The organism is Nostoc sp. (assembly GCF_036917975.1).
Classification (GTDB): domain Bacteria; phylum Cyanobacteriota; class Cyanobacteriia; order Cyanobacteriales; family Nostocaceae; genus Nostoc.
This window is the reverse complement of sequence record NZ_JBALEJ010000049.1, coordinates 209,686-226,763: the sequence shown is the minus strand read 5'-3', so window position 1 is coordinate 226,763 and position 17,078 is coordinate 209,686. Positions and strand designations below refer to the sequence as shown.

The following is a 17,078-nucleotide window of genomic DNA, read 5'->3' as shown; positions in this document are numbered from 1 at the left end:
TAGCAGTGCTACGTCTCTACAAGGGTTCTGGATAACGCATGTTTAATTTATGGAGATGTCTAAAGGTTAGCTCAATCTGAGTCGAATGGCACTAAGAAAAGCCCAAAGGCTTGTGTCACCTCGTTCCCAGCCTGGAGGCTGGGAATGTATTTAAAAGAGGCTCTGCCTCTCGTCAAGCTACTGGAGGCGTAGCCTCCCAGAATGGGTTCTCAGCCTGGAGGCTGGGAACCAGTCAGAGCAAGGGCTGTATCTTTTCTTAGTGCCATTCCAATCTGAGTCCGTATTCCGTTAAGTAATTTGTCAACAAACACTACCAATGGAGATTTATTATGACTAATGCAGCAAATACTCCCCTAGAAAATCAAATTGAGCAACAGCCAATAAGTTTGGGGACAGAAGCGGCGCGTAATTTGGCAACAACCACCAAAACCCAACCCCAGATGCAGGGCATTACCTCACGGTGGCTCTTAAAACTGCTGCCTTGGGTAGAAACAGTGGGTGGCACCTATCGGGTCAACCGCCGCTTAACTTATACAGTTGGGGATGGACGGGTTAGCTTTAGCAATACAGGCGCTCAGATACAGGTTATTCCTCAAGAACTCACTGAGTTACCTTTATTGCGGGGATTTGAAGATGTTGGGGTGTTAAACGCCTTGGCTAGTCAATTTGTGCAACAAGAATTTGCTGCTGGAGATGTGATCATCCAAGCAGGTCAAGCGGCCGATCAAGTATTGTTGATTGCTCATGGTAAAGTCAATAAAATTGGCCCTGGCAAGTATGATGAGCAAGTTGTTTTGGATGTATTAGCCGATGGCGATCATTTTGGTGACTACGCTTTAGTGGAATCCCAGGATACTTGGGATGTCACTCTCACCGCCCTGACTCGTTCTATAATCTTATCTCTGCCTGAAGCAGCCTTTCAAAACCTGGTTAACCAGTCTGAGGCTCTGCAAGCGCAAGTGGATCGATTCAGAGAAAAATTGCGCCAGCCCAAAAACCAAGAAGGGGAAGCCTCAATTGATATTACCTCCGGCCACCTTGCAGAGGAAGTATTACCAGGGACATTTGCAGACTATGAACTCAATCCACGGGAATATGAGTTAAGCGTCGCTCAAACTATTTTGCAAATCAATACACGGGTTGCTGACCTCTACAACGAACCCCTGAATCAGACTGAAGAACAATTGCGGCTCACCATCGAAGCATTACGGGAACGCCAAGAACACGAAATAATTAACAATCGTAACTTCGGATTGTTACACAATGCCGATCTCAAACAACGCATCTTTACCCGCAGTGGCCCGCCAACTCCTGACGATCTCGATGAATTGATCTCTATTGTTTGGAAAGAACCAAGCTTTTTCTTAGCTCATCCCCGCGCTATTGCTGCTTTTGGTCGAGAATGCAACCGTCTAGGACTCTATCCCGATCCTATCCCCACAGGTAACAGTGCAATTCCCTCTTGGCGTGGTATTCCCATCTATCCTTCCAATAAGATTCCAGTTACCAAAGAGCGTACTAGCTCGATTCTCTTAATCCGTGCGGGAGCAACCAACCAGGGTGTCATTGGTCTTCATAAAACTGGCATTCCTGATGAATATCAGCCTAGTTTATCTGTGCGCTTCATGGGTATTAACGAAAAGGCTGTTATTTCCTATCTAGTCAGCGCTTACTACTCTACAGCCGTTCTTGTTCCTGACGCATTAGGCATCCTTGAAGATGTAGAAATTGGTCTCTAAGTAGTCGGACATCCTCTTTACAGCAGTTTTCATGTATTTGAACCACATCTGTTGTCAGGGAACAGCAATGCTCATTGGTGAATGGCACTAAGAAGAGCCTAAAGACTTGTGTCGTCTTCCAGCCTCCAGGCTGGGAATGTATTTAAAGGGGCTGCTGCCTCTTGTCAAGCTACGGGAGGCGGAGCCTCCCAGAATGGGTTACCAGCCTAGAGGCTGGTAACCAGTCAGAGCAAGCGTTCGCCTCTACCCCCCAATGCTCTCTCTTAGGAATGTAAATTTAGTTACATGAAACGTTAACTTTATGACAGATGCTTCGATTGGGCCAAATTTAGACCAAGAAAACGGGCGATCCCAGATTAGCTTAAGCACTAAAGGGGCACGGAATTTAGCCAAAACCACGAAAACTCCGCCCCAGATGCAGGGCATTACCCCCAGGTGGTTGTTACAGATGTTGCCTTGGGTGCAAGTCACAGGTGGAGCCTATCGGGTTAACCGTCGCTTGACCTATGATGTTGGCAATGGACGGGTTAGCTTTACCAATGTAGGGGCCGAAGTACGGGTCATTCCCCAAGCACTTCGTGAACTATCTTTACTGCGTGGGTTTGAGGATATTGAGGTACTCAACGCCTTGGCAGCTCGCTTTGTGCAACAAGAATTTGCCCCTGGTGAGGTAATTGTCCAGGAAGGTCAACCAGCCGACCAGGTGTTATTAATTGCTCATGGTAAAGTTAATCAGCTTAAGGCAGGAAAATATGAGGCGGAAGCTTTACGGGATATCTTAGCTGACGGCGATTGTTTTGGTGGCGAAGCGATAGTTTTATCTCAGGATACATGGGAAGTTAGCCTGAGAGCTGTTACGCGTTGTATAGTTTTGTCTTTGCCAATACAGGCGTTTCGGGAGTTGCTAAACCAGTCTGAAGCGTTGCAAACTCAGGTCGATCGCTTGAGAGCGATGTTGAGCAAACCTCAGGATAGGTACAATCAAGCCGAGATCGTCATGTCCGCCGGTCATAGTCAGGAAACTGAGTTACCCAGGACATTTGTTGATTACGACTTGAGTCCACGGGAGTATGAGTTAAGCGTCGCTCAAACCATTTTACAGGTGAATACGCGAGTTGCTGACCTCTACAACGAACCGATAAACCAGACGGAGCAACAATTACGGCTGACTATCGAAGCGTTGCGAGAACGGCAAGAATACGAAATGCTGAATAACCCTGATTTCGGGTTGTTGCACAATGCCGACCTTAAGCAACGCATCTTTACCCGCACCGGCCCACCGACTCCAGATGATTTTGATGAATTGCTCTCTCGGCGGCGCAAATCCCATTTTTTCCTGGCTCACCCTCGTACGATCGCAGCTTTTAACCGGGAGTGTAACCGTCGTGGAATCTATTCTCCAAGCACACAGGTGAACGGAAAGATTGTACCTGCATGGCGCAACTATCCGATTTTTCCTTGTAACAAAATTCCGATCACCAAGGAAGGTACTAGCTCTATTTTGGTACTCCGTGTCGGAGAAGAAAACCAAGGGGTGGTAGGTCTACACAAAACGGGTATCCCTGATGAATACCAACCCAGTTTGTCTGTGCGGTTTTTGGGCATCAGCGAAAAAGCGATCGTTTCTTACCTTGTCAGCGCCTACTACTCCGCAGCCATTCTCATCCCCGATGCACTTGGCATTCTGGAAGATGTGGAAATTGGACGCTGAGGGAAGGGTGAAAAAGCAGAGGAGCAGAGGGGCAGGGGAGCAGAGGAGAAAAACCACGCCACTTGCGGGTGGGGCTTCAACCAAGGAAGCGAGGGAGCAAGGGAGCTATCGCGCCACTTGCGGGCGAGGCTTTGAACCTTATCTTTTTCGTAAACCTAATCTATAAGATTTCCAGATTTAGTATTCCCATAAAGTTATTTATAAACCAGTAGCACAGTCGAATGGCACTAAGAAAAGCCCAAAAGCATGTGTAGCCTCGTTCCCAGCCTGGAGGCTGGGAATGTATTCCGAGAGGCTCTGCCTCTCGTCAAGCTACTGGAGGCGGAGCCTCCCAGAATGGGTTCCCAGCCTGGAGGCTGGGAACCAGTCAGGGCAAGGGCTGTATCTTAACTTAGTGCCATTCGTAGCACAGTCTTTTACACCAGAATTCCAATGATAAAAAGGAGTCAGAATTGGTGAATTCTCTACCCATGTACCCTTACAGGGAAGCAAGCTACGCGCAGCGTCCTGTAGGGAAGGGATAGAGTTTTAAATGAGTGAAAAAGTTTAATACTAGTTTCGCGCCACTTGCAGGCGTTAGCGCCTTAAGTTAGCTCTCCAAGGCAATAAAAAGCAATATATGCTAAGATTGTATCAAAATATAGCAATTATTCAAGAGCAATTTAGAATAATTTTGCGCTTTGTTGAGTAAAAAAGCTAAAATCTACGATTTTTGGAGATTTTTAGGTTATGACAACCTCACAGGAGAGGATTATCCCGACAGACTTGCGAAACGAAATGTCGCAGTCTTATCTGGAATACGCCATGAGCGTGATAGTGGGTCGGGCGCTGCCAGATGCCAGGGATGGTCTAAAACCTGTGCATCGCCGCATTCTCTACGCAATGCACGAGCTAGGTCTGCTCCACGATCGCCCCTTTAAGAAATGCGCCCGTGTGGTAGGGGAAGTATTAGGTAAATATCACCCCCACGGCGACACGGCGGTGTATGATGCCTTGGTGCGGATGGCGCAGGATTTTTCCATGCGATCGCCCCTAGTGAACGGGCATGGTAACTTTGGTTCGGTAGATAACGATCCGCCAGCCGCGATGCGGTACACAGAATGCCGCTTGCAAGCTTTAACTAGTGCTGGTCTACTCCACGACATCGAATTAGAAACTGTAGACTTTGCCGATAACTTCGACGGTTCCCAACAAGAACCGACAGTTTTACCAGCACGGATTCCCCAGTTATTGCTCAACGGTTCCTCTGGGATTGCCGTGGGTATGGCCACCAACATTCCCCCCCACAACTTGGGCGAATTGATTGATGCTTTGGTGGCTGTAATCCACAATCCAGAAATCACCGATCTGGAATTAATGCAGTATGTCCACGGCCCAGATTTTCCGACTGGGGCGCAGATTTTAGGAACATCTGCCATTCGAGAAGCTTACACCACTGGGCGTGGTTCCATTACCATGCGTGGTGTCGCTAACATTGAAACCGTTGAACAACGGGGACGGCCAGATAGAGAAGCAATTATCATTACCGAGTTGCCCTATCAAACCAACAAAGCGGCGCTGATTGAAAAAATCGCCGAAATGGTGAACGAAAAGCGGCTAGAGGGCATCGCAGATATAAGGGATGAAAGCGATCGCGACGGGATGCGAATTGTCATCGAACTCAAGCGTGATGCTTATCCCCGCGTTGTTCTGAACAACCTCTACAAGCAAACGCCACTGCAAGCCAACTTCGGCGCAAATATGTTGGCGTTGGTGAATAGCGAACCCCAAGTACTCACCCTTAAGCAGTTTTTAAGCGTATTCTTGGATTTCCGTATTGAATCCATAGCCAGACGCACCCGCTACGAACTACGCAAAGCCGAAGAACGCGACCATCTCCTCCAAGGGTTATTAATTGCCCTGGCTCAGTTAGATCCAATTATTGTCTTGATTCGCCATGCCCCCGATGCACCCACAGCTAAAGGCGAATTAATCACAACTTATGGACTCTCAGAAGTGCAAGCAGATGCGATTTTGCAAATGCAACTGCGGCGCTTGACTGCCTTAGAAGCAGACAAAATCCGTCTGGAACACGATGAATTGCAAGCGAAGATTACCGACTTGCAGGATATTTTGGCCCGGCGGGAGAGAGTGCTAGAAATCATTGAAACCGAAGTTGGGCAACTCAAAACTAGCTTTGCCACACCCCGGCGCACGGTAATTTTACCAGGAGAAGGGGAATTAGACGATCGCGACCTAATTGCTAATGAAAAAGCGATCATTTTGGTGACAGAGCAAGGCTATATCAAACGGATGCCAGTTAATACCTTTGAAGCGCAAAGCCGTGCTACCAGAGGTAAAGCCGCAGCCAAGGTCAAAGATGATGATACTATTGAGCATTTCTTAACTTGCTGCGATCACGATAGTATTTTATTCTTTAGTGAGCGTGGTGTCGTTTACTGCTTAAGAGCTTATCAAATTCCAGCAAGTTCGCGTACCAGTCGCGGGACACCAATTGTCCAAATGCTACCGATTCCCAAAGAGGAAAAAATTACCTCAATTGTACCGGTTGACGAGTTTAGCAACGAAGAATACTTGGTCATGCTTACGAAGGGTGGCAATATCAAGAAAACCGAATTGGCAGCATTTAGTCACATTCGCGCCAATGGCTTGATTGCTATTTCCTTAGAAGAAGGCGACCAACTCCGCTGGGTGCGACGCGCCAGAGTCGAGGACAGTGTAATCATTGGTTCTCGTAACGGGATGGCGATTAACTTCCGGTGCAACCACGAACAACTGCGTCCTTTAAGTAGGGCGACTCGTGGGGTGAAAGCCATGAAACTCAAAAATAAAGATGAACTGGTGGGTATGGATATTCTGCCCGCAGCAATTCTTGAAACTTTGAATGTTACAGAAGCCGAAATTGAAGATATCGAAACAATCGAAACAATCGAAACAGAAGATATCGAAATTACCGAAACTAATGAAGAGTCCGCAGAAGTGCCTACCAGTGGCGTTGTTGGCCCTTGGGTGTTGGTAATTACAATGGGAGGATATGGTAAGCGCGTACCAGTTGCCCAGTTCCGACTACAAAATCGTGCTGGTCAAGGTTTAATGGCAACCAAGTTCAAAAACCGCAAAACCAAAGATAAATTGGCAACCCTACGTATTGTCAACAATGATGATGATGAAATCATGATGGTGACAAATCGCGGTATTATCATCCGGCAAGCGGTGAATGCGATTTCGATCCAATCGCGATCGGCGACTGGGGTAAGAGTACAGCGTTTAGATGAAGATGACGCTATTACCGGAGTGGCAATAGTTCCGCCTGATGCTGCCGATGCAGAAGAAGCAGAGTAAAAAGCAGGGGAAGCAGGGGAGGCAGGGGGAGAGGTTAACCGCCTTACTCCCTTACTTGATTGCCTTAGCCAGTGGGATTTTAATGGGACTAACCGTCGCTCCAGTGGGTGCATGGTTCTTGGCTTGGATTGCCCTAGTTCCCTTATGGGTATTAGTTGTTACTTACTCCAAACGCAAAAACCAATCCCCCCCTGCTCCCCCATCTCCCCCATCTCCCCCTGCTTTCCTCTGGGGTATCGGTTATCACGGTGTCGCCCTATTTTGGATTACGGGAATTCATCCCATGACTTGGTTGGGCGTTCCGTGGTTGCCGAGTTTGGCAATCACCCTTTTCTGTTGGGGATTTATCAGTGTCTTGGGAGGGATATTCGTTGCTATTTGGGCGGCTGTGATGGTTCGCCTGGGCGGGCAAAAACCCTGGCTACGTATATTGATTGGTACAGCCGTCTGGTGCGGTTTAGAAAGTCTGTGGAGTGCGGGGCCTCTTTGGTGGAGTTCCCTGGCTTACACGCAGAGTCCGCACAATCTCGTAATTGTACATCTGGGGCAACTCTCTGGGCCTAATACTGTGACAGCGGCGATTGTTGCTGTTAATGGGTTAATTGCAGAAGGATGGACGAACCGCAGAGACGCAGAGAGCGCAGAGAGAACCTCTGTGTCCTCCGCGCCTCTGTGGTTCGTTAATAAATACTTAGTTACAGCCACAGGACTATTAATTACCTTACATATCATAGGTTTTATCTTATACAGTCGTCCCATTGCCCAACCACCAGAAGCAGCCTTGAAAGTGGGGATTGTTCAGGGTAATATTCCAAACCGACTTTTAAGAAGTTCAGAAGGGTTTCGTCGCGCTCAAGAAAATTACACCAGTGGGTATCTAACTTTAGCAAATCAAGGTGTCGATGCAGTCCTCACCCCAGAAGGAGCCTTACCTATTTTCCAACGTGACTTGCTGGGAACTGCCTTAGTCGCAGCAGTTAAGGAAAAAGGCGTAGTTGCTTGGATTGGGGCTTTTGGCGAACGGGGAGATAGTTATACAATTAGCTTGTTTACTTTCAATAGTAAAGGTGAAATTGTCAGCCGCTACGATAAAGCCAAACTAGTACCTCTGGGAGAATATATTCCCTTTGAAGGAATTTTAGGTGGACTAGTTAAACGCTTGTCGCCTTTGGATGCACATCAAGTTGCTGGTTCAGCAAATCAGATATTTGACACTCCATTTGGTCGTGCGATCGCTAGTATATGTTACGAATCTGCTTTTCCTGAACAATTTCGCCGTCAAGCTGCGGCGGGTGGGCAATTTATCCTCAGTTCTTCTAATGATGCTCATTACACTGCATCGATGCCATTCCAGCATCATGCACAGGATATCATGCGGGCTATTGAAACCGATCGCTGGTCAGCACGAGCAACTAATACTGGATATTCAGCCTTTATAAATCCTCATGGTAGAACCTTGTGGATATCTGGATATAATACCTACGAAACTCATGCTGAAACAATTTATCGGCGACAGACACAGACTTTATATGTGCGCTGGGGTGATTGGTTAACACCGTTGTTATTTATCTCCTCTGGAGGAGCATGGTTGGTAATTCGCAGTATAAATAAATACGGTTCAGTTAGCGCCAAAAACCCCTCAGATGCGTAGGTTGGGTGGAGGAACGAAACCCAACATTTTCGCGGGTTTGTTGGGTTTCACTTCGTTCCACCCAACCTACGATTATCCTTAACCCAAGCGTATTGGGTTTTAAAGGAGTTTCAGCTTAAGTTGACACCAATAAACATTGCTGTGCCCTGACGATAGATGTCGTTCAAATAGATGAAACCTGCTGTAATTTTACCCTTGCCAGTGACTCAAAAGTTGAGCAAGGTAGAAGTACGGAATTTTCCTTTGCAAGCTAAATTCTGGACATTCATAGCTACTCAACCATTTTTGAGGCTTCTTCCAAATGAATAAATTACTGATCGGAATTGGTATGTTTTTAGGAACTACTATTGGCAGTTATATACCGATATTATGGGGTGGAAGTTTGTTATCGATTACCTCGATCCTATGGAGTGTTATCGGGGGAATTGTAGGTATTTTGATCGCATATCGTGTCTCAAAATATTTAGGGTTTATTTGAGTTCGTTTGGTTGGAGCTAAAAACCTGATAACAGCTTATTATTTACAGTTTATACTAAGAATATTTAGTAGTTATCGGTTACATACAGTTTTGATACATCTTTTGGGGTGGAGAGAAGTACGATCTAAGACTTTTTTAAATAAAAATAGAGTATCTTAATCCTTACTAAGCAAGGCTTTTCGTCCCATTTCACAGTAACATAAATTTAGTCTATTAACTTAATAAACCTATCTAATATAGATGTAGAAAAAATTACATTCTGCTAAATAATCAATATTTATATACACAATGATAAAAAAACTGCAACTATTCACAAGGATGAAATTACGTATTAGAATCTCATACCAAATTCAGTTTTAAAAAAGCGTTTAAGTGATAATTTTCAGACTTGAAAATGTTTTAATAAAGTTATTACCAAAGTTTAGAGAAGCAAAAACATGAAAGGTTTCAGGAAGCTATCTTCAATAGCAGTGTTGCTATTTGCCTTTGTGTCTCCACCCTCATTAGCTGAAGCAAAAAATATTTCTCAAAGTAATGCTCTGAATGAACAGAGCGTTGCACCAGATGCTAACCTGGTTGGAAATAAAACCGGAGAGTTTTTGATTGCTCAACGGCGAGAAGGACGATACCAAAGAATCCGACGACGGGAGATAATTCAACGCCGGCGACCCTTCGGCAGACGGCAGATAATTCGACGCCAGCAGTTGAGACAACGGCAAATAATCCAACGTCGGCAGCCCTTTGGCGGACGGCAGATAATCCGACGACGGTATTAATGACCGAATGGCACTAAGTTAAGATACAGCCCTTGCCCTGACTGGTTCCCAGCCTTCAGGCTGGGAACGAGGCTACACAAGCTTTTGAGCTTTTCTTAGTGCCATTCATTAATGACGCATCTCCAATCCAGATGGCGGTAAATCTTTGTGCTACTGATGACGAAGCTGGGGCTAATTCTTTTGCGCTCCTTTTCGCTGACAGATGCTCTATCACTTGCTCAAAAACTAGTGCAAATAGGTGAGCCGGCAAACTATTGAGTCTTTGAAACAACGCTTGTTTACTGACTTTCATTGCTTCCACCCACATTAATCCTTCTATTTCTAGCGATCGCAATACATCCGTAAGATGTTGTACTTGTCGATACACTATACTCAACACTATTGCTGCCATTACTGGCAGGCTCAGTCGCAGTATGAAGGGAGCTAAAACAATTTAAATTTATCTCAAATCGATAGTCCTGAAGGCTGAGTGGGAAACATAATACTCAGTCGCTCAGGACTTTTGCTATTTCCAGGAGATGGGGTAGAAATCAATTAAAAATTCAAAATTCAAAATTCAAAATTCAAAATTTAAAGACTCCTACCCCCTACGGTTGCGCTATTCTGCCTCCTGAAACGGTGATACTACCAGAAACTAAAACTGCATGGAACTGAAAAATTACTGGTTGGCTGCAAATAAAAGTGTTCTAACACGATTACTACAGTGGGTGAATCTCCGGCCAGAGGAGAGCGAACGAACTCAGCTAATGTTTCTTTTTTACACAACTGTATGTGTAGGACTGCGCTGGGCAGAGGACAGTACGGTGGCGCTGTTTTTGGATGAGTATGGGACTCATCTGCTGCCGTGGATGTATATTGCTAGTGCCGCGATGAGTGCTGGGCTGGTTTTTTTATACTCTTGTCTGCAAAAGATGTTTCCCTTACGTCGGGTGATTGTGGCGATCGCACCCTGCATGTTAGTACCATTAGTTTTATTAATTGTATTACGTTGGGGGTCTCATTTTTCCTACCTGGCAGTTATTTCGGTATTTCTGCTGCGGCTGTGGGTAGATGCACTTTATGTGGTTAACGACCTCAACATCTCTATTGTCGCCAACCAACTATTTAACATTCGGGAGATTAAGCGCACTTATCCATTGGTGAGTAGTGGTCTGTTGGTCGCAGATGTAATTAGTGGCTTTAGTTTGCCTTGGCTAGTACAATACACCACGCTAAATAAGATTGTCCTCATCTCCTGTGTAGTGATTTTATTCGGATCGGGGATTTTATTCTATTTAACTAATCACTATCGAGGAGCTTTTCCTGAAACCCCACAAAGACTAATTCCTGAAGAACAAGCTTCACGTCAGCGTTTCATTAAAAGTCCACTGAAACGGTATGTCTGGCAGTTGTTTGCCTTTGTTGGTCTGTTGCAAGTCATTGGGTTGTTAATAGACTTTCAGTATTTGCGCGAACTCCAATCCAATTTGGACGAGCGAGAACTCGCCAGCTTCTTGGGTCTGTTTGGTGGGACGTTGGGACTGTGTGAGTTGTTATTGCAGTGGTTTATTTCCAGCCGAATTATTGAACGAATGGGGGTATTTTTCACTGCTACGCTTTTACCAATTACCGTTGGTTTTTCACTACCGGGTGTGCTGATATTGCTGCATTTAATTCCAGCCATCCAATCACAAAGCTTTTTTTGGGGTTTGGTAATTGTTAAATTCTTTGATGAACTTCTGCGCTACACCTTTGTGATGAGTAGTGGCCCCATCCTGTACCAACCGATTCCAGAGGGAATACGCAGCCGGATGCAGACTTTATCTGGTGGAACTGCCGAAGCGATCGCCACAGGTTTGACAGGAGCGCTAATTTTTGCAACTCTATTATTTTGTGGACGGTTTGTACCTGTATCACTGCAAAAATGGGTGTTAGTAGCAGAAACAATGCTAATCGCTGGCACTTGTTTAACAGTAGTTTGGGAATTGCGATCGCGCTACGTTGAACTGTTAGTCTTGAGTGTGGCGCGGGGTCACTTAAGTGCAACCAATATGGGCTTACGATTCTTCAAGCAGGGAGTAATCAAAGCTTTGGCAGAAAAAGGCAGTGAGGCTGATAAACGCTCTTGTATTGAACTTTTAGCCCAAATGGATTCCCAAGGAGCTGCGGAAGTTTTAGCACCCCTACTAGTCAAGTTAACCCCAGATTTGCAACGCCAAAGTTTGGAGGTGATGCTGACGGGAGGTGCAAATCCGGCTTATCTAGCCGACATTCGTCCTTTATTAGAACAATCCCAAGAAACTAGCCCCGAAGTTTTTGCCTTAGCGCTACGCTACGTTTGGCTGGCTGAACCAAATCCCAATTTAGGCCTCCTAGAAGAATACCTGAACCCCCGGCAAAACTCACTCATCCGCGCCACCGCCGCCGCTTTAGTCTTACGTCAGGGAACGCCGATGCAAAAGGTAGCAGCTACCCAAACCATGCGCCGGATGCTGACTCATAAGCAAGAACGCGAACGGATAAATGGAGTTAGAGCGCTGAGAGAAGCAGTTTATTTGCAGGCGTTGCGGATTCACATCCCGAATTTATTACAAGATGAGTCATTACGAGTGCGCTGTGCTGTCTTGGAAATGATTGCAGCAACTCATTTAGAAGAGTACTATTCGGCACTGATTGCAGCACTTTATTACAAATCAACCCGCAGTACAGCAATGTCAGCCCTAACGCGACTAGAAAATGAAGCTTTAGAAATGCTGTTGCGGTTAGCTACGAATATTTACAAACCAGAAGTAGTGCGGATGTATGCTTGGCGCACCATTGCTCAAGTCGGCACTCAAGAAGCTTTGGATACTTTATGGGAAAACTTGGAGATATCCTGGGGTACTACAAGAGATCATATTCTTCGCAGCTTACTAAAAATACACAAACAACCAGGAATTAAAGGTTTAGTAGATCGATTTTATGAAAGTCGGGTAGAAAATTTAATTAAACAGGAATTAAAATTTTTAGGTGAAATTTACGCCGCATACATTGATTTCCAAACAATAGACCAAAAAGAAAATTATCAATCTAGGGAGAGGATTGTGATTGTCTCTGAGTTATTGCAACGCGCCCTTTTAGAATTGGAATTGGATGTCAAAGAGCGGGTGCTACTGTTATTGAGACTGCTTTACTCGCCAGAAAAGATGCAGGCAGCATCCTTCAATCTGCGATCGCCCTCAGTGGTAAACTTAGCGCGGGGCTTAGAAATCTTAGAGCATACGGTAACTTTGTCTTCAAAGTCTTTGTTGCTGAATATTTTAGATAACCGACCCCAGTCAGAAAAATTGCAACATCTGATCGAAGCCAAGGTCGTAGAATATGAGAATATGGTAGTTAGCGATCGCCTCCACAGATTGCTGATGTTGGGTAACTTCCTGTCTGACTGGTGTCTAGCTTGCTGTTTTCATTATGCTCAAGTTACACGCATCCGACTCACCAGTTCTGAGATATTAGTGAGTTTACGTCATCCAACCGGCTTTGTTAGAGAAGCTGCGATCGCATACTTGAATATGGTTTCACATCGCGTTCTCCTGCAAATCCTCCCCCAGTTACAGAAAGATACACATCCTTTAGTAGCCACTCAAGTTAAAGAGTTGCTCGAAAAATACCAATTCAAAAATTACAATTTTAAAGGACTGGACAATTAGAGAAACTAAGAATTCAGAATTCAGAATAGTTAAAGAATAAGGATAACAGTATATCTGTTGGGTTGCGCTCCGCTCCACCCAACCTACTACGTCTAAGAAAGTTCTTTTCTGGACTCTTCGGAAATCTCCGTCGCTTTAGCGCGGGGAAGCTTAAAAGCTATAGCTTCATTCCTTGTTAGCCTAGAGAGTGGAGTGAAGGAGCATTAAGAATATTCATGTACGTACTAATTGGTGGAGCAGGCTTAGTGGGCTTAAGTTTGGCGCAAAAGCTGGTAGAACTAGGACATACTGTTGCTGTAATTGATATTGATCCTATCGCTTGCCGCTACGCCCGTGAACAAGTGGGAGCAATGGCTTTTGAAGGCAGTGCTGTGAGTACAGAAGTATTGTTAGAAGCTGGGATTCGCAAAGCTGGTTCCTTGGCGGCGGTTCTGAGAAGTGATGCCTTAAACTTGGCAATGGTAACTCTTGCGAAACACTACGGTGTAACCCATATTTTAAGTCGGATGCGCCACCCCGATTTTGCCGAACCGTTGCGGATAGCTGGAGCTAACCACGTTATCAGTACTGTTGAACTATCAGTTTCAACAATGGTGAATGCCATTGAGTATCCGCAAGTGGAATCAATGATGCATTTTGAGCAGGGACAGATTGAGGTTCTGAAACTTTCCATCCCCAACAATTGCTATGTTGCTGGTCGTAGCGTTGCCGAAATTGCTCAGGATTCACAATTTCCTAGTGGTTCGCTAATTATTGGCTATCAATCCCATCCCCACGAAGATTTGATAATTCCTAACGGTAGTACAATACTGGAACCTCATTCAACTGTGCTGATTGTGACTAAACCAGGATCTTTACATCAAGTCATTGATTTTATTGAACAAAGATGTTGAGCATAGTTCCTACCTAAACTGTTTATAAGAAGAATTCAGAACTCAGGAGTCAGAATTCAGTATGAATTCTGTACGAGTGGGTGATAGCGCCGGCGGCAAGCGAGTATTTTCGAGTCGCGTCTGAATATTGGTTAAAAGCGAGTGGAATGGTGGGCGAACAAAATTAAAATATTCTCACCTTAAAACTCTATCCCTTTATGGGTATAGTATTCTGAATTCTGAATTCTGAATTCTGATTCCTGTTTTATTAGGTAGGGTTAGCTACACATATAAAAAAATTGGTGAGTTTTGATGAAGCCGTATCGATATATTTATTTAGCGATCGCTATTATTCTGGCATCTTGTGAATCCACAAATATTCCACCCAAGTCACAACCTAGTGCTATTCAAGCAACCCCGGTGCAAAAAGCAGTGACGCTGGATAAGAATTTTAAGATAGCTAGCAGTCAAACTCTTTATGTCCCAGTTTATTCTCATATCTATCATTACAATCGCCAGGAGATTTTTGAGTTAGCTGTTACACTCAGTATTCGGAATACAGATTTGACCAATCCGATTATTATTACCTCTGTGCGCTACTACAACTCAGAAGGAAAATTAGTGAAGCAGTATTTAGAGCGCCCTATTCAACTTGATGCCCTGGCTTCTACAGATTTTTTTATCAATAGAAATGATACCAGTGGAGGTTTAGGCGCAAACTTTATTGTCGAATGGGTAGCCCAAACAGAAATATCCGAACCTATAGTAGAGGCAGTCATGATTGGTACTGACTTTCAACAGGGAATTTCCTTTGTTAGTCCTGGTAGAGTAATTAAAAGCCAAAATAACGATAAGCGATCGCCTTTAAAATAATTCGTAATTAAGTTTCTTCATTCCTAGTTTCCACGAAACACTAATTATTGTAGAGACGGCGATTCATCGCGTCTCTTGTCTTAACCTCACAAAACTCAAACCATGCCCAATGCCCAATGCCCAATGCCCCAATATTAATCATCTTCCAATTTCAACAATTGCTCATCAAGAGTCTGTATCCGTCCACGCACAATTTCTTCCGAGAGAATTCGCTTCCGCATCGCCTCATTGAGCGCTCCTTTTTCTGCTAAGAGTAAACGTCGGCGAATCGCTTCAAGTTTACTGCTCTTGCCACTTTCGCCTTCCACCTCATCAGGGCGGCGATTATATAGTTCCCGTAGCGTCTTTTCTGCACCGGCAATTCGCACCTGATAACCTGAACGCATCTCTTCATAAACCGCTTTTGGTAACACCCCTGATTTCAACAGACTATCTAATTCATCCTGTGCTGCCTTACCCGTTATCAACTGAGCTTGTAATTCTTCAACCTGTTGTTGAATTTCGGAAAATTTAGTTAACTTTAAGCGTTTTACTACCCAAGGCAAACTTAAACCCTGTCCCACTAAGGACACCAGCACACAGCCGAAGACTATAGCTATCAAAACTTCTCGCCCTGGCAATGTGGCAGGTAAGCTCAACGCCAGAGCCATTGATAGCGAACCTTTGATGTTGCCTAAAAACAGTAAATGTTGCCAGCGTAGCGGAATTGGGCGGTCAATCCAACGAACCACAGCTAGTAGCGGATAGACTGTAAGAACTCGCCCGACTTGATAAGCCAAAACTGCAAGTAAAATTGCAGGTAAAGTTTTCCAGAGCGTTACCAAGTTTATTTCTACACCAATTAATAGAAAAATAAAGGTGTTGACCGTAAAACTGGCATATTCCCAGAAACTCAATAAAGTGATGCGGCTAGAAGCAGAGGTATTGCGAGAAAGTCCTAGATTCCCGAAAATTAATCCAGCAACAACTACAGCCACGGGGCCTGACACACCAAGAAATTGCCCAGCCTGAAAAGTTCCTAATGCAACTGCGACTGTCAGTAAAAGACTACTAAGAGCATCATCTAAACGGGCGAATACGGGTATACTCAGGTAGCCTAAAACTAACCCGACAACGCAGCCTCCTAGAGAGATAAATAGCAGTTGTTGGATTCCCTCTACAAATGTGAGTGAGCCTGTTGAATATACTTGTACAATCAGGTTGAAGGAAACTAGGGCAGCGGCATCGTTAAATAAAGTTTCTCCTTCAACGATGGTAGAAAGCCGCGAAGGTACTGGTATATCCTTAAAGACGGCAATCATGGAAACTGTATCAGTGTTTGCCAGCATTACTCCGACAAATAACGCAGGTATCCAATCCAGCCCCAGCCCAAATTTTAACAGGACAGCAATAATACCACTGGAAAGCAAAGCCCCAGGCCCAGCTAATAGGGCAATTGGTTTAAAGGTGCTGCGTAGGCGGCTGACATCTGTATTAATACCAGCTTCAAAGATGAGAATTGGTAAGAAAAGATCCAAAACAAGGGTTGGACTTAAACCAACCCGACGAGATAATAGCTCAGTAATTGGCAAACCTGCTAATACTAAACCTGTAACATAAGGAATTCGCAGCCGCCGGGAGAGCATAGCTACACCGGTAGCAACAAGTAAGAGAATAATTGAAACTTTGACTAATTCGGTAACATCCACTATTACGTTTTGGAAAGGTATTTTGACTTGACTGATAAATTCTCCCCTCATTCATGCCAAATTAGCAACTTTAGGATGTGGGTTCAGAACTGAATGGGGCAGTACCTCGCTACCGTAGCTGGGTAATCCAGCAGTTAACTCAGAGTAAAGGCGATCGCTACTGCTAATATAAAAATTTGTAGATAACTCTAGACAATCTTTCCTCTAACCCTCAGTATTAACATCAAACAGCGATCGCCTTCTCTTTTTTAAGACTTCCCAATCCCCAATCCCCAGTCCC

At 44.8% G+C, this 17,078-nt stretch carries 10 protein-coding genes; 8 read left to right on the top strand and 2 right to left on the bottom strand.

Annotation, left to right across the window (positions count from 1 at the left end):
• The first annotated feature begins 329 nt into the window (after positions 1-329).
• The 5 genes from V7K76_RS22130 (at position 330) to V7K76_RS22110 (ending at position 9,697) form a co-directional block, all read left to right on the top strand.
• Positions 330-1,739, top strand: a complete 1,410-nt coding sequence (locus V7K76_RS22130) for a family 2B encapsulin nanocompartment shell protein (protein ID WP_334779673.1) — start codon at positions 330-332, stop codon at positions 1,737-1,739.
• A gap of 301 nt (positions 1,740-2,040) precedes the next feature.
• Positions 2,041-3,450: a family 2B encapsulin nanocompartment shell protein gene (locus V7K76_RS22125; protein ID WP_334779674.1), complete on the top strand. Its 1,410-nt coding sequence runs from the start codon at positions 2,041-2,043 to the stop codon at positions 3,448-3,450.
• A 729-nt stretch (positions 3,451-4,179) separates the two neighbouring features.
• Positions 4,180-6,792: a DNA topoisomerase (ATP-hydrolyzing) subunit A gene (gene gyrA, locus V7K76_RS22120; protein ID WP_334951777.1), complete on the top strand. Its 2,613-nt coding sequence runs from the start codon at positions 4,180-4,182 to the stop codon at positions 6,790-6,792.
• Positions 6,773-8,443 (top strand): apolipoprotein N-acyltransferase, encoded by a 1,671-nt coding sequence (gene lnt, locus V7K76_RS22115; protein WP_334779676.1) that lies wholly within the window; start codon positions 6,773-6,775, stop codon positions 8,441-8,443. The genes gyrA and lnt overlap by 20 nt, the downstream gene beginning before the upstream one ends.
• A 915-nt stretch (positions 8,444-9,358) precedes the next feature.
• A complete protein-coding gene (locus tag V7K76_RS22110; RefSeq protein ID WP_334779677.1) occupies positions 9,359-9,697 on the top strand; it encodes a hypothetical protein in 339 nt (112 codons plus the stop codon).
• A gap of 55 nt (positions 9,698-9,752) precedes the next feature.
• On the opposite strand, the gene V7K76_RS22105 is transcribed toward V7K76_RS22110, so the two are convergent.
• Positions 9,753-10,088 carry a hypothetical protein gene (locus V7K76_RS22105; protein ID WP_334779678.1) on the bottom strand — a complete coding sequence of 112 codons (336 nt, stop codon included), beginning with the start codon at positions 10,086-10,088 and terminating at the stop codon, positions 9,753-9,755.
• A 253-nt stretch (positions 10,089-10,341) separates the two neighbouring features.
• On the opposite strand from V7K76_RS22105, the gene V7K76_RS22100 reads away from it, so the two are divergent.
• From V7K76_RS22100 to V7K76_RS22090, 3 genes are all read left to right on the top strand, one after another.
• Positions 10,342-13,365 (top strand): MFS transporter, encoded by a 3,024-nt coding sequence (locus V7K76_RS22100; RefSeq protein WP_334779679.1) that lies wholly within the window; start codon positions 10,342-10,344, stop codon positions 13,363-13,365.
• 215 nt (positions 13,366-13,580) lie between these two features.
• The gene (locus tag V7K76_RS22095) at positions 13,581-14,258 is read left to right on the top strand and encodes a potassium channel family protein (RefSeq protein ID WP_334779680.1); all 678 of its coding nucleotides are present in this window, start codon (positions 13,581-13,583) and stop codon (positions 14,256-14,258) included.
• 291 nt (positions 14,259-14,549) lie between these two features.
• Positions 14,550-15,110: a DUF3124 domain-containing protein gene (locus V7K76_RS22090; RefSeq protein ID WP_334779681.1), complete on the top strand. Its 561-nt coding sequence runs from the start codon at positions 14,550-14,552 to the stop codon at positions 15,108-15,110.
• A 134-nt stretch (positions 15,111-15,244) separates the two neighbouring features.
• On the opposite strand, the gene V7K76_RS22085 is transcribed toward V7K76_RS22090, so the two are convergent.
• A complete protein-coding gene (locus V7K76_RS22085) occupies positions 15,245-16,798 on the bottom strand; it encodes a cation:proton antiporter (RefSeq protein ID WP_334779682.1) in 1,554 nt (517 codons plus the stop codon).
• Between the last annotated feature and the right edge of the window lie 280 nt (positions 16,799-17,078).

Excerpts from the sequence above, each read along its gene's own strand:
- V7K76_RS22130 (WP_334779673.1), top strand. The coding sequence starts at position 330 with ATGACTAATGCAGCAAATACTCCCCTAGAAAATCAAATTGAGCAACAG.
- V7K76_RS22125 (WP_334779674.1), top strand. The coding sequence starts at position 2,041 with ATGACAGATGCTTCGATTGGGCCAAATTTAGACCAAGAAAACGGGCGA.
- gyrA (WP_334951777.1), top strand. The coding sequence starts at position 4,180 with ATGACAACCTCACAGGAGAGGATTATCCCGACAGACTTGCGAAACGAA.
- lnt (WP_334779676.1), top strand. The coding sequence starts at position 6,773 with ATGCAGAAGAAGCAGAGTAAAAAGCAGGGGAAGCAGGGGAGGCAGGGG.
- V7K76_RS22110 (WP_334779677.1), top strand. The coding sequence starts at position 9,359 with ATGAAAGGTTTCAGGAAGCTATCTTCAATAGCAGTGTTGCTATTTGCC.
- V7K76_RS22105 (WP_334779678.1), bottom strand. The coding sequence starts at position 10,088 with ATGGCAGCAATAGTGTTGAGTATAGTGTATCGACAAGTACAACATCTT.
- V7K76_RS22100 (WP_334779679.1), top strand. The coding sequence starts at position 10,342 with ATGGAACTGAAAAATTACTGGTTGGCTGCAAATAAAAGTGTTCTAACA.
- V7K76_RS22095 (WP_334779680.1), top strand. The coding sequence starts at position 13,581 with ATGTACGTACTAATTGGTGGAGCAGGCTTAGTGGGCTTAAGTTTGGCG.
- V7K76_RS22090 (WP_334779681.1), top strand. The coding sequence starts at position 14,550 with ATGAAGCCGTATCGATATATTTATTTAGCGATCGCTATTATTCTGGCA.